Raw genomic sequence first — 13465 nt, forward strand, 5'->3', positions numbered from 1 at the left:
CACAATCCGCTGAGCTGCGTGATGAGCGCCCGCGCCCGCAAGCGTCTGGTGGGCATTGCCGACAAACGCGCAAACACCGCGCAGCGCCAAGCCCTTGCCACCCGGGCGCTGGCGGGGTTGAAATTGGTACGGCACCCGGCCTCCCTACTTCATCTGGCTGCCGCTGGGCGACGACCAGCGGACCGACCGCATCGCCACCACCCTGGCAGAACGCCGGGTGTCGGGGTCGACCGCCGAAGGGTTTGCCACCACCCCCATGTGCCCCACGCGTTGCGCATCGCGCTGGGGCCGCCGTGTACTTTGCCAGGCGGTCCGGGTGAGGTACGCATTCATCAAGCAGCATGCGCAGGAACACAGCGTACGGCGCATGTGCAAGGTGATGCGCTGCACCCCAGCGGCTACTACGCGTGGAAGGCTGCGCCGCAGAGTCCACGGGCCAAGGACGACCAGAGGCTACTGGGCTTGCTCAAGCAGGCATTGCTGGAGAGCGGCGGTGTCTATGGCTACCGCAAGCTCACGCTGGACAGCGCGACCTGGGCGAGCGCTGCGGGCAAGCAGCGCGTAGCGCGGTTGCTCAGCCGCATGCGCCGGTCATGGTTCATTCCGATCAGGGCTGCCAGTTCGCCGGCCACGAGTGGCAGCCCTTCCTGCGCGAGCACAACCTGGTCAGCAGCATGAGCCGATGTGGCAACTGCCACGACAACGCTGTGGCCGAGAGCTTCTTCCAACTGCTCAAGCGCGAACACATTCGCAGGCGGGTCTACGAAACCCGCGACGATGCGCGAGCTGATATCTTCAACGACATTGAAATGTTCTACCACTCACAGCGCCGTCATTCATCGGCGGCAGGACTATCACCTGTAGAGTTCGAACAGCGACATTCCCAACGGCTCAAAAGTGTCTAGGAATGCCGGGGCGATTCAGTGGCCTCGTGCCCCACCCTGCTCACATTCAGGACCGAAACCGGTGCCATTGCAGCCCCAGACTCTCAGTTCAGCTCAATATGAGCGTCACGGATGACCTTCTCCCAGACTGCACGCTCCTTGACCACCATTTTTTGCAAATCGTCAGGACCTGCAAGGGCGACATCAACCCCCTGGTCATCGAATCGATGTTTCAAACCAGGGTTTTGCGCGGCCGTCCGCATGGCGGTGTAGAGCTTGTCGATGGCGCCAGCAGGGGTACGCGCTGGTGCAAAGATTGCGTTCCACGAACTGTAGGAAAACCCGGGCACGGTCTTCGAGATAAGCGGCAACCCCTTCAGCGGCCGCGAGTTGCTCGCTGCAGTGATTCCAACGGCGTGCAAAGCCCCCTTCTCGATCATCGCCATAAACGACGGCATGGTGCCGAAGATGGCATGAATCTGGCCGGCAACCAAGTCGTTGTTTGCAGCGGATGCACCTTTGTACGGAATGTGGGTGACTTTGATGCCCGCGCTGCGAGCCAGCAATTCAGTTCCCAAATGGGCCAGGCCTCCAACGCCAGCAGATCCGAAGTTGACCTCGCCAGGATGTGCCTTCGCGTAGGCGATCAACTCCGGCAAGGACTTGAAAGGCGCCTTGTCACTGACCACCAACACGTGAGCCGCTGAGGCAATCATGCCGACCGGCGTAACCTGACTGAGGATATCGATGCGGTTCTTGGAGAGCAGTGGTTGCGCGGTGATGTTCCCAGAGGCGCAGAAGAGGACCGTATAACCATCGGGCGCTGCGCGCGACACGTTGTTGAGCGCCGGCACGCCAGCTCCACCACCCATGTTCTCGACGACGAAAGATTGTCCGAGAGCGGGGGCCATTGCCTGACCAAGATCGCGCCCCAGCACATCGGTTGCACCACCAGCGGCAAACGGGATGATCATCCGGATAGGCTTGCTGGGGCAGTTGTCCTGAGCCTTTGCAGCGAACGGAAGAAGCGCGGCAGCGCCGAGAACGCGGCGTCGGTTGAAGTGCGTAGGAATATCCATGGGCTTGTCTCCTTGTAGGTTGTCGGGGCCAGAATGATCATGCGACTTCCAAGCGGCAACAACGCGTTACGCCATGCGTAACAACTATCATCGGTTTATGGCTAAAAGCTCCCGCTCCTCAACGCCCCCAGCCTCCTCCTCTGCCCGCCCTAGTTCCAAGAGTCCTGCGGACATTAGCCAAGAACCGGGGCGCGAACATGTTCATGCGGTGGTCCGTGCCATGTCACTGCTGAAAGCGTTCGACGGCGGCGATGAAGTCTTCCTGTCGCTGACCGAGTTGGCGCGACGCACTGGCATGCACAAGCCGACCGCGCTGAGGCTGGCTCGCACACTGGCGCTTTCACGCTTCCTGGTACAGCGCGAAGACGGCGCTTGGCGGTTGGGCCCCGCCGCGGGCTGGATCGGATCACGCTACCAGGCCCAATTCGACGTCGGCTCGGTCATCGAGCCCATCCTGGTTCGGCTTGCAGCAGCGACCGGAGAAAGCGCTTCGTTCTATGTGCATGAGGGCAATCTGCGCAGTTGCCTGATGCGTTGTGACGGTCCGAATGCCAGGCCAGATCATCCGCGCTCTGGAGAATTGCTGCCCCTGGAGCTTGGCGCCCCAGGGCGGGCGATTCTGGCTGCGCTGGGAGAGCCCGGTGATCTCTATGAACGCATCCGGCGCAGAGGGTTTCACTGGGCCCGCGCTGAACGTTCCACTGGCGCGGCCGCTGTTGCCGCAGCAGTCCGTGGAGGCCAGGGCATGGTGCTCGGAGCAGTCAGTACTTCCGGCCCTGTGGAGCGGCTGACACCTGTGGCCCTGCGCAAACTCGCACCCATCACGGTGGCTGCCGCTCGACAACTTGGTTTGGTGTTGGGTGGAGTTCCAGCAACCGCCTTGAGGGCAACCTGGCATCCGTGATGTTACGCACAGCGTAACGCATTGCCGATACGTTTCGACTGGATTCCAATGCGCCCGGGCCTGCAGCACCGCATGCCGCCGAAGGAATCCGCATGACAAAAAATCCACCGCGACAGCAGCTCGGCCCCGCGCCAAATGCGCGTCGACACCTGCCGCCGATATTGCGCACCGTTCTCTCTCTGGGTGACCTGGAGCCCGCTGCCCGCCGCGTCCTGCCTCGCCCTATCTTCGGGTATCTCCAAGGCGGGGTTGAAGACAACGTGACGCTGCAAGCCAATTCAGGGGCGTATCGCAAATGGATGTTTCGCACGAACGTTTTGGTAGACGTCTCTCTGCGTAGTCAATCTCGCCATCTCATGGGCCAAACCTACAAAGCACCCTTTGGCATCGCTCCAATGGGGCTGTGTGCCTTGTTTTCCTTTGATGGTGACGTTGCCATGGCGAGAGCGGCCGAAGCCGCAGGTATCCCTTATGTGCTCAGCGGCGCATCGTTGACGCGCATGGAGCGTGTGGCGCAGGCAGCACCCACCTGCGCCTGGTTCCAGGCCTACATTCCTGGCGAGACTGCGCACATCGAAGGTCTGCTCGAGCGCGTCGCAAACGCTGGGTTCAAGACCTTGGTCATCACCGTGGACACAGCCACGCTGGCGAACCGCGAAAACAATGTCCGTGTCGGCTTTTCAACGCCTTTGCGCCCCAGCCTGCGGCTGGCTTGGGATGGCCTGGTGCGGCCACGCTGGTTGATCGGAACGCTTGGCCGCACTCTTGTGAAGAATGGAATTCCGCACTTCGAGAACGCAGGCCCAGGCAGAGGCGTCCCCATCATTTCCAGCAATGTAGTGCGGCAGTTTGGCTTGCGCGACCACCTGAACTGGGATCACCTTGCGCTCATTCGCGAGCTCTGGCAAGGGAAGCTGGTGATCAAGGGTTTGATATCTGCGAACGACGTGAAACGCGCGGAGCAAGTTGGTGCCGATGGCGTGATCCTGTCCAACCATGGAGGCCGCCAGCTCGATGGAACAGTGCCACCCCTTCTGGTGCTTTCGGATGCCGCAAAGGCCAAAGGGTCCATGGCACTGATGCTGGACAGTGGTATTCGACGGGGTACCGACGTCATCAAGGCGCTTGCATTGGGAGCGGACCACGTTTTCGTGGGACGTCCCATGGCCTATGCCGCTGCAGTGGGAGGCCAAGCTGGCGTCACCCATGCGATTGACCTGCTGCGCGAGGAGATACACAGGGACATGGCTTTGATAGGCGTCAAAGACCTGAATGAACTGGGTAACGACCAATTGGTTGCCGTGTAGCGCAACCGTCTTTGGATTCAATAGAAAATCCACGCTGAAGACAAACCGTGAACGAGCCTTTTTTCACGATCGGTCCAGTCTGGACGCACCCGCCCAAGACAAAAGTCCCGTTTTTCATTCAAAGGGCCAGCGCTTACCTATCAAGCGCTGGAGCCCAATTTCACTCAAATTTCCCGGACCACGGTTGCCTCACAGCTTGGCAATCGACACCTCCGTGGACTTGACCAGCGCGACCACGTCGGAGCCGACGATGAGGCCCAGGTCGTCCACCGAGCGGGTGGTGATGACTGACGTGACGACGCCCCATGGCGTTTCAACATCGACCTCGGAGACGACGTCGCCGCGGATGATTTCGCGGACCTTGCCCTTGAACTGGTTGCGGACGTTGATGGCTTGAATGGACATGGGGTTCTCCTTGAATAGTCCGTTGAAAAAGAGGTCAGTGAAAGAAAAACAAGCAAACGAAAAGAGAGAGAGAGAGAGAGAGAGAGAAATCAGACCGCCCAGCGCAAGCCATGCGCAGGCACGCCGGGCCAGGAAACCTCGTGCGCAGGCTCCCCATCGGGCTTTTGCAGCACGCGGTCGAGGATGCGTTTTTCGATGGCGGCAAACGCGGCGTCGCCATGTGAACGCGGACGCGGCAGGTCGATGCGCTGGTCCAGCGCGATCTGGCCGTCCTCGATCAGGATCACGCGGTCGGCCAGGGCCACGGCCTCTTGCACGTCGTGGGTGACCAGCAGCGCGGTGAAGCCGCTGCTGCGCCACAGGCCCTCGATGAGGCGATGCATCTCGATGCGGGTGAGCGCATCCAGCGCGCCCAATGGTTCATCGAGCAGCAGCAAGCGCGGGTTGTGCACCAGGGCACGGGCCAGGGCCACGCGTTGGCGCTGACCGCCGGACAGGCGCGCGGGCCATTCGCCGAGCCGATCCCCCAGGCCCACGCGCGTCAGCACATCGGCCGCTGCGCCACGCTGCGCGGGTGGCAGGCCCAGGGCCACGTTGTCCTGCACGCGTTTCCAGGGCAATAGGCGCGAGTCCTGAAACATGATGCGGGTGTCGCCGCTCAGGCCTGCAACGTCCTGGCCATCGAGGCGGATCGCACCGCCGGAGACAGGTTCAAGCCCCGCCACCAGGCGCAGCAGCGTGCTCTTGCCGCAGCCGCTGCGGCCCACAATGGCGACGAACTGGCCGGGCTCGATCACCAGCTCGGTCTTCTTGAGCACGTCGCGCGTGCCGTAGCGTTTGTCCACGCCGCGCACTTCCAGGCGCACGCCTTGGGGTTGTGGAGATGTATTAGTGGTCAAAATGGCCTCCCGCGCTTATATATCAAGCGCTAGCAGCTATAAAAATGTGAGTAATCTGACACAGGACCTTGCTGAGGGCGTGGCCCCATGCGAGGGACGCAGAGCAAGGGCCGCCCCGCAGCGAGTGCGTCGTCCCCCTGCCCGCGAAGCGAGAGCGGGGGGAAGGCGCGCAGCGCCTCAGGGGGGTGTCACGCCTGGTATCCGGGATGCCACCTCAGCCAATAGCGCTCCAGCCCCTTGGCAAACACATCCGCCAACTTGCCCAGCAGCGCATACAGCAGGATGCCCACGAGCACGATGTCGGTCTGTAGAAACTCCCGCGCGTTCATCGTGAGGTAGCCGATGCCCGCCTGCGCCGAGATGGTTTCGGCCACGATCAAGATCACCCACATCAACCCCAGCGAGAACCGCAGCCCCACCAGGATGCTGGAGAGCGCCCCGGGCAGGATGATCTGCTTGTAGAGCTGCCAGCGGCCAAGGCCATAGGTGCGGCCCATCTCGATCAGCCCCGGGTCCACATTGCGGATGCCGTGAAAGGTGTTGAGGTAGATGGGGAAGAACACCGACACGCTGATGAGGAACAGCTTGGCCGATTCGTCGATGCCGAACCACAGGATCACCAGCGGGATGAGCGCCAACGCAGGGATGTTGCGCACCATCTGGATGGTGGAGTCGAGCAGCGTTTCGAACAGCTTGACCGAGCCGGTGAGCAGGCCCAGCGCCAGTCCCAGGCCGCCGCCAACGGCCAGCCCGGCCAGCGCGCGGCCCGCGCTGACCTGGACGTGGGTCCACAGCTCGCCCGAAGCGGCCAGCGTCCACGCGGCCTTGACGACCTCGAGCGGTGCAGGCAACACGCGGGTAGACAACCAGCCCTGTGACGATGCGATTTGCCACAGCGCGATGAGGCCGATGGGCACGGCCCAGGGCAAGAGGCGCTGTGCGACGCTGGCGAGAAAGCGGGCCACGGGTGCGGGCAAAAACGGCCCTTCGATGGGCAGGTCCACGGCGTCGGCCACCGGGGATACCTGCAGTTCTCTTGCGGTGTGTGTCATGGAGAGTTCCGGTTCGGAGACAAGTCAGCTTTGCGACGCGCGCGGCGCAAAGTCGTTGGCCACGGTTTCGCCAAACGGGCCCAGTGGGTTGCCAAACAAGGGATTGCCGCTGGCCAGCTGGTTGCGCAGCGGCAGGGGCAGCAGCGGGAACACCAGCTCGGCAAAGCGGTAGGCCTCGTCCAGGTGCGGGTAGCCCGACAGCACGAAGGTGTCGAGCCCCAGCGCGGCGTATTCCTCGATGCGTGCAGCCACCGTTTGCGGATCGCCCACCAGGGCCGTGCCCGCACCGCCACGCACCAGGCCCACGCCCGCCCAGAGGTTGGGGCTGATCTCCAGGTCCTTGCGGCTGCGCTTGGCGCCGCCCGCATGGAGGGACGCCATGCGGCGCTGGCCTTCGGAGTCCATGCGTGCAAACACGGCCTGGGCGCGCACCACGGTGTCGTCGGTCACATGGCTGATGAGTTCTTCGGCAGCGGCCCAGGCCTGTTCCTCGGTCTCGCGCACGATGACGTGCAGGCGGATGCCGAAGTTGACGGTGCGGCCGTGTTTGGCGGCACGGGCGCGCACGTCGGCCACCTTCTTCGCCACTTCGGCCGGTGGCTCGCCCCAGGTCAGGTAGGTCTCGACCTGCTCGGCCGCCAGATCGTGCGCGGCGGGCGACGAGCCACCAAAGTACACGGGCGGGTGGGGCTGCTGCAGCGGCGGAAAGAGCAGCTTGGCGCCTTTCACCGACAGGTGCTTGCCTTCGTAGTCCAGGCTTTCGCCCTGGTGGCTGCGCGTGAGGATCTCGCGCCAGATGCGGATGAATTCGGCCGACTGCTCGTAGCGCGTGGCGTGGTCCAGAAACACGCCGTCGCCCTCCAGCTCGGCCTGGTCGCCGCCTGTGACCAGGTTGATGAGCAGGCGCCCGCCGGACAGGCGATCGAACGTGGCCGCCATGCGTGCAGCCAGCGCGGGCTGGTGCAGGCCAGGGCGCACGGCCACCAAAAACTTGAGGTTGCGCGTGACGGGCAGCAGGCTGGCCGCCACCACCCACGGGTCTTCGCACGAGCGGCCGGTGGGGATGAGAACGCCTTCGTAGCCCAGGCTGTCGGCCGCCACTGCGACCTGCTTCAAGTAGTCGTGGTTGAGCTGGCGTGCGCCTTTGGCGGTGCCCAGGTAGCGGCTGTCGCCGTGGGTGGGAATGAACCAGAAAATTTTCATGAATGCCTCGGAATAGATATGGGTTGGATGCGGTGGATGTGGCGGATGTGACTCAGGGCTTAGAGGTGGCAGCGGCCAGTTGCGCAGCCGCTGGCCGCCACACGATGTCGGCTACGTTCACGGGTTTCGGAATCAGGCCGAGCTTGAAGAACGCATCGGCCACGCGCTGCTGGTCGGCCACAGTGGCGGGCGAAAGCAGCCCCACAGGCGACGACGGGCGGCGCTGGATGAACAGGCTCACGACACCCGCATCCAGCCCGCTGAAGTCGGCAATCAGCTTGATCGCGTCCTTGCGCGCCTCTTGCGCCAGGCGGTCGGCGCGGCTGAGTTCTTCAAACAGCACGCGCAGCACTTGCGGGTGGGCTTGCACGAAGGGGCGGGCCGCCAGGTAAAACGAGTTGTTGCTGCTCGCCAGGTCGCGGCCAGTCGCAAGGACTCGGGGCTGGATGGCCAGCTCGGTGGCGGCGTAGAACGGGTCCCAGATGGCCCAGGCGTCCACGCTCTTGCGCTCGAACGCGGCGCGCGCATCGGCTGGCGTCAGGTACACGGGCTGGATATCGGCCCACTGCAAACCGGCTCGCTCCACCGCCTTGACCAGCAGGTAGTGGGCGCTGCTGCCCTTTTGCACGGCAATGCGGCGGCCCTTGAGATCGGACAGGGTGCGCAGGGGCGAGTCCTTGAGCACCAGCAGCGCGGAGCTGTCGGGCTTGGGCGGCTCGGCACCGACGTAGAGCAGGTCTTTGCCAGCGGCCTGGGCAAACACGGGGGGCGAGTCCCCCGTGAGGCCAAACTCCAGGCTGCCCACCGACAGGGCTTCGAGCAGCTGCGGCCCGGCCGGAAACTCCAGCCAACTCACGCGGGTGCCAGGGAAGCGCTTTTCCAGCACGCCCTGCTGCTTGAGGATGACCAGGTTGACGGCCGACTTCTGGTAGCCGATGCGCAGTTGCTCGGGGCCTTGTACGGCCGGGCCATGCGCTGTGGCACTCTGTGCATGGGCGTAGCGGCTGGCCAGCACCCAGTGGAAGGCGGTGACGCCCAGCAGCTGCAGCGCGCGGCGGCGCTCATTGCTCAAGGGAAGGTGGGTCATGGTGACTCCTTGCAGTGCTTTGTGAGCCCGCCCTCAAAGGTCCACCGGCGCTGCGTGCAGCAGGTTGAGCTTTTTAGGGATGAGCTTGAGGTCGAAGAAGGTGTCGGCAATCGCCTGCTGCTCAGCCAGGATCTCGCGCGTGACGGGCGCAGTGCCGAAGCGGGCGCGGCTCAGGTACAGGTCGGTGATGGATTTGTCCAGGCCCAGCACGGCCGACAGCTCGGCAGCGCCGGCGTCCTTGTTCTTGGACACCCAGGTGTCGATGGCATTGACCTCTTCGATGGCAATGCGCAGCACGTCGGCGTTTTTGGTGACGAAATCGCGCGAGGTGAAGTAGTAGGCGCGGTTGTTGACCACGCCCGTGGCATCGACCAGCAGACGCGCGTCGAGCTGCTTTTGCGCGGCGGCGAGGAAGGGGTCCCAGATGATCCAGGCATCGATCGCGCCGCGTTCAAACGCGGCCCGCGCGTCGGCCGGGGCCAGGAAGATGGATTGCACGTCGCCGTACTTCAGGCCGTTCTTCTCCAGCAGCTTGACCAGGAAATACTGCACGTTGGAGCCCTTGTTGTAGGCCACGCGCTTGCCTTTGAGGTCGGCCACGCTGCGGATGGGCGAACCGCTGGGAACGATGACCGCCTCCAGTGCGGGGCGCGGCACGGTGGCACCGGCGTAGACCAACGGGGCGCCAGCGGCCTGGGCAAAGATGGGCGGGGCCTCGCCCACATCGCCGAAGTCGATGGAGCCGACGTTGAGGGCTTCAAGCTGAACGGGGCCGGCGTTGAACTCTGTCCAGGTGACCTTCACGCCCAGCGGGGCCAGGCGCTTTTCCAGCGTGCCGCGGCCCTTGAGGATGGAGAGCCAGCCTTTTTGGTGGCCCACGCGCAGCACGCGGGTGGGCGCCTGCGCCCAGGCCTGGGGCGCCAGCGGCGCCGCGACGGCGGCGGCGCCCGCGGCCAGCAGGTGGCGGCGTTGCAGGGAGAAGCGGGCAAGTTCATTCATGGTGCGGTTCCAATCTCGAAAAATGGGGGCCAGGGCCGAGCCGGAGGTCTGGCAACAGGCGGCACATCGCCCTGCCCGCGCACCCGGCGCAGCAACAAAATCAAAAAAGGGGGACGAAGGGGGAGGAAGGCAGGCGCTGGCACCACGGCACGGCCGCAGCGCCAGGCCGGTGTCAGACGCTACATCGCACCTGCGAGAAGTGCACCGGCGCAAACCGCGTGGCCTGGGCGGGCGATGGACGCAGGTTTTCGGTGACGAGCACGTTCACCGCGTCGTCCAGCCGCGTGGCGATGTCGGCATGCAGGTGGTAGGCCCCTTCGGGCGAGAGCGTGACCTGCGCATCGGTGGCGTAGATGCCGGGCAGGATGCCCTTGGCGCCCAGCGACTGCAGCACGGGGCGCAGCGCGTAGTCCAGCGCCAGCATGTGGTGCGGGCTACCGCCCGTGGCCAGGGGCAGCACGGTCTTGCCCTTGAGGGCCGTCTGCGGCAGCAGGTCCAGAAACACCTTGAGCACGCCGCTGTAGGCCGCCTTGTAGACGGGGGTGGAGACCACCAGCACGCTGGCCTGCGCCACCTGGTCCACAGCGTTCACCACGGTGGGGTGGCCAAAGTCGGCCAGCAGCAGCGCCTGGGGCGAGAGATCGCGGATGTGGATGCGGTCCACCAGCGCACCGCGCACCTGAAGGCGCTGGGCCACGGCGTCGAGCAAGGCGGCAGAGCGCGAGCGCTCCGAGGGACTGCCGGCGATGAGCAAGGCGGACATGGCGTGGATTCCTTGACTACTATTGTTTTGATATCTTCCAGCGCTTGATGGACGAGCGCTGGGGGCTGTTTTTCTTCAAAAAAGGACGTGCAGCGCCCCACCCGGCCCGCCCGGGCTGGATTTTTGTTCGTGGAGACGGGGGCGCCCTTCACCCGCGCACAGCGGCGGGAGGGCGGGCTCGCTGGGCTACCTACTTCCGCGTATAGATCTGGTCAAAGTTCGCGTTGTCGGCAAAGTGCTCCTTGGCCGCCTTGTCCCAGCCACCGAACGCATTGTTGATGGTGAACAGGTTCAGCTGGGGGAACTGCTTGGCGTACTTGGCCTTGGCTTTTTCCGACACGGCGGGGCGGTAGAAATGCTTGCCGGCAATGTCCTGGCCTTCTTCGGTGTACAGGTATTGCAGGTAGGCCTCGGCCACGGCACGGGTGCCCTTCTTGTCCACGTTCTTGTCCACCACCGACACGGCGGGTTCGGCCAGGATGGAGATTGAAGGTGCGATCACATCGAACTTGGTGCCGAACTCCTTTTCGAGCAGGTAGGCCTCGTTCTCCCAGGCGATCAGCACGTCGCCCTGGTTGCGCTGAGCGAAGGTGATGGTGGAGCCACGCGCGCCGGTGTCCAGCACGGGCACGTTGCCATACAGCTTGGCTACGAAGTCCTTGGCCTTGGCGTCGCCACCGTACTTGCGCTTGGCGAATTCCCACGCGGCCAGGTAGTTCCAGCGCGCGCCGCCCGAGGTCTTGGGGTTGGGGGTGATCACCTTCACGTCAGCACGCACCAGGTCGTCCCAGTCCTTGATGCCCTTGGGGTTCCCCTGGCGTACCACCAGCACGATGGTCGAGGTGTAGGGCGAGCTGTTGTGCGGCAGGCGCTTTTGCCAGTCCTTGGGAATCCAGCCGCCGTTGGTGTGCAGCGCATCGGTGTCGCCCGCCAGGGCCAGGGTGGCCACGTCGGCCTCCAGCCCGTCGATGATGGAGCGCGCCTGCTTGCCCGAGCCGCCGTGGCTTTGCTTGATGGTCACATCCTGGCCGGTCTTGGCCTTCCAGTGCTTGGCAAACGCCTGATTGAACTCCACGTACAGCTCGCGCGTCGGGTCGTACGACACATTGAGCAACGTCACAGACTGTGCAAACGACGGCAATGCCGTCAGGGCCAAACTGCCCACCAGGGCGGCGGCGAAGGGAAACTTGATAAAGTCGCGGCGAAAGTTCATGGAAGGGCCTCTTTTGTGAATGTGTTGCGGTGCAAATCACCGATGGAACGCATTCTGGAAGGCCCTCTTCAAAACTGGAACTACTGAGATTTCAGTTCTTAATATCCAAATCATCTGAGCGAAGCCTTTTTCGCTCACCCCCACTGCAAGGAATTCCCATGGCACGCACCGTTCAATGCATCAAGCTCGGCAAGGAAGCCGAAGGCCTCGACTTTCCGCCCTACCCCGGCGAACTGGGCAAGCGCATCTGGGAAAGCGTGAGCAAGGAAGCCTGGGCAGGCTGGCTCAAGCACCAGACCATGCTGGTCAATGAAAACCGCCTGAACCTGGCCGATGCGCGCGCGCGCCAGTACCTGGCCCGCCAGATGGAGAACCATTTCTTCGGCAGCGGTGCAGACGCCGCGGCGGGATATGTCCCGCCCAGCCAGTAAGAAGTGATCTAGAACAACCGCTGCTGAACCCGTTTCCGGTACAAAGCAGCTCAGTACGGCGCCCTGGTGGCGCCCTTTCTTTTTCTGAGTTGCGCGCAACCCCATGTCCGAGCCCATCCACTGGCTGCCCGACGGCACCCCCTACAGCCCGCGCTTTGGCGATCGCTACCACAGCGAAAACGGTGGGCTGGAGCAGGCCCGCAGGGTCTTCCTGCAAGGCTGCGGCCTGCCTGCCGCCTGGGCCGGGCAGGCCCAATGGCGGGTGCTGGAAACCGGGTTCGGCTTTGGGCTGAACTTTCTCGTCACCTGGGCCGCATGGCGGGCAGATGAGCAGCGCCCCCGCATACTGCACTTCGCCTCGACCGAAGCGTGGCCGGTCAGCCCTGCTGATCTGTTGCGCGCCACCACCGCTCACCCCGAGCTGGCCCCTTTGGCCGAGCAGTTGCATGCCCAATGGTGGGGCCTGCTGCCCGGCGTGCACCGGCTGGCGTTCGAAGGCGGCCGCGTCTTGCTCACGCTCTACATCGGCGACGCGCAAGAGATGCTGCGCCAGCAGGCGCCCACCGCAGACTCGGTGTACCTGGACGGGTTCAGCCCCTCCGTCAACCCGGAGATCTGGAGCGCCCACACCCTCAAGGCAGTGGCGCGCTGCTGCCGCCGCGGCACGCAGCTGGCCACCTGGACCATTGCCCGCGCCGTACGCGATGCGCTGGCCGAATGCGGCTTTGAGGTGCAGCGCGTGCCGGGCGTGCCGCCCAAGCGCGACAACCTGCACGCCACCTACAACCCGGCGTGGGAGCCACGGCCCCGCATGGCCTCCCTCCCCGAAACGACCCCCAGCGCCAGCGCGCAGGCCCGCCACTGCCTGGTGATCGGCGGCGGCCTGGCCGGTGCCGCCACCGCGGCCAGCCTGGCACGCCGGGGCTGGCAGGTTCAGGTGCTCGACGAGGCAGATGAGCCAGCCGCCGGTGCTTCCGGCCTGCCGGCGGGGGTGTTTGCTCCCCATGTGTCGCCCGACGACGCCGTGCTGTCCCGCCTTTCGCGAAGCGGCGTGCGCTTCACGCTCCAGCAAGCCCGCCAACGCCTGCAGGCGGGGCAGGACTGGGGTCCCACGGGCGTGTTGGAACACCGCACCGACGGCAGCCCTGGCCTGCCCACTGACTGGCGCGACGGCCCAGGCACCCAATGGACCATCCCCGCCCCCATCGCCGCGCGCGAGCAAGCAGGCTTGGCGCCTGA

The 13465-nt window shown here is 64.5% G+C and carries 13 protein-coding genes and 2 pseudogenes; 6 read left to right on the forward strand and 9 right to left on the reverse strand.

Going from position 1 to position 13465, the window contains the following annotated elements; genetic code table 11:
* Together MRY84_RS01050 and MRY84_RS01055 are read left to right on the forward strand one after the other, a co-directional pair.
* Positions 1-288: pseudogene (locus MRY84_RS01050) on the forward strand (hypothetical protein); the annotation flags it as partial.
* A 1-nt stretch (position 289) separates the two neighbouring features.
* Positions 290-905: pseudogene (locus MRY84_RS01055) on the forward strand (IS3 family transposase); the annotation flags it as partial.
* A gap of 83 nt (positions 906-988) precedes the next feature.
* Here MRY84_RS01055 and MRY84_RS01060 read toward each other — a convergent pair.
* The gene (locus MRY84_RS01060; RefSeq protein WP_291503923.1) at positions 989-1963 is read right to left on the reverse strand and encodes a tripartite tricarboxylate transporter substrate binding protein; all 975 of its coding nucleotides are present in this window, start codon (positions 1961-1963) and stop codon (positions 989-991) included.
* Positions 1964-2060: 97 nt separating this feature from the next.
* Between MRY84_RS01060 and MRY84_RS01065 the strand changes: the two genes are divergently transcribed.
* A complete protein-coding gene (locus tag MRY84_RS01065) occupies positions 2061-2867 on the forward strand; it encodes a helix-turn-helix domain-containing protein (protein WP_291503934.1) in 807 nt (268 codons plus the stop codon).
* A gap of 92 nt (positions 2868-2959) precedes the next feature.
* Positions 2960-4174: an alpha-hydroxy acid oxidase gene (locus MRY84_RS01070; RefSeq protein WP_291503924.1), complete on the forward strand. Its 1215-nt coding sequence runs from the start codon at positions 2960-2962 to the stop codon at positions 4172-4174.
* Between the two features lie 189 nt (positions 4175-4363).
* Here the strand turns inward: MRY84_RS01070 and MRY84_RS01075 are convergent, their stop codons facing one another.
* The 8 genes from MRY84_RS01075 to MRY84_RS01110 form a co-directional block, all read right to left on the reverse strand.
* Positions 4364-4579 carry a molybdopterin-binding protein gene (locus MRY84_RS01075; protein WP_055393898.1) on the reverse strand — a complete coding sequence of 72 codons (216 nt, stop codon included), beginning with the start codon at positions 4577-4579 and terminating at the stop codon, positions 4364-4366.
* An 89-nt stretch (positions 4580-4668) separates the two neighbouring features.
* Entirely contained in the window at positions 4669-5478 is an 810-nt protein-coding gene (locus tag MRY84_RS01080; RefSeq protein WP_291503925.1) for an ATP-binding cassette domain-containing protein, read from the reverse strand.
* A 188-nt stretch (positions 5479-5666) separates the two neighbouring features.
* On the reverse strand, positions 5667-6530 hold the full coding sequence (ssuC, locus tag MRY84_RS01085; RefSeq protein ID WP_291503926.1) for an aliphatic sulfonate ABC transporter permease SsuC: 864 nt from the start codon (positions 6528-6530) through the stop codon (positions 5667-5669).
* Between the two features lie 24 nt (positions 6531-6554).
* Complete coding sequence (gene ssuD / locus MRY84_RS01090; protein WP_291503927.1) at positions 6555-7733, reverse strand: FMNH2-dependent alkanesulfonate monooxygenase; 1179 nt, start codon at positions 7731-7733, stop codon at positions 6555-6557.
* A 52-nt stretch (positions 7734-7785) separates the two neighbouring features.
* The gene (locus tag MRY84_RS01095; RefSeq protein WP_291503928.1) at positions 7786-8820 is read right to left on the reverse strand and encodes a sulfonate ABC transporter substrate-binding protein; all 1035 of its coding nucleotides are present in this window, start codon (positions 8818-8820) and stop codon (positions 7786-7788) included.
* Positions 8821-8853: 33 nt separating this feature from the next.
* On the reverse strand, positions 8854-9819 hold the full coding sequence (locus MRY84_RS01100; RefSeq protein ID WP_291503929.1) for a sulfonate ABC transporter substrate-binding protein: 966 nt from the start codon (positions 9817-9819) through the stop codon (positions 8854-8856).
* A 172-nt stretch (positions 9820-9991) separates the two neighbouring features.
* On the reverse strand, positions 9992-10582 hold the full coding sequence (gene ssuE / locus MRY84_RS01105) for an NADPH-dependent FMN reductase (protein ID WP_291503930.1): 591 nt from the start codon (positions 10580-10582) through the stop codon (positions 9992-9994).
* Between the two features lie 190 nt (positions 10583-10772).
* Positions 10773-11795, reverse strand: coding sequence for a sulfate ABC transporter substrate-binding protein (locus tag MRY84_RS01110; RefSeq protein WP_291503931.1), 1023 nt, complete (start codon positions 11793-11795; stop codon positions 10773-10775).
* Between the two features lie 158 nt (positions 11796-11953).
* Here MRY84_RS01110 and MRY84_RS01115 point away from each other — a divergent pair, with 158 nt between their 5' ends.
* Entirely contained in the window at positions 11954-12226 is a 273-nt protein-coding gene (locus MRY84_RS01115; protein ID WP_291503932.1) for an oxidative damage protection protein, read from the forward strand.
* Between the two features lie 103 nt (positions 12227-12329).
* Positions 12330-13465: tRNA (5-methylaminomethyl-2-thiouridine)(34)-methyltransferase MnmD (gene mnmD / locus MRY84_RS01120; RefSeq protein ID WP_291503933.1), on the forward strand; the 1136-nt coding region annotated here is incomplete at its 3' end.

The sequence above is a fragment of the Acidovorax sp. genome (assembly GCF_022763525.1).
In the GTDB taxonomy this organism is placed as follows: Bacteria; Pseudomonadota; Gammaproteobacteria; order Burkholderiales; family Burkholderiaceae_C; genus Acidovorax.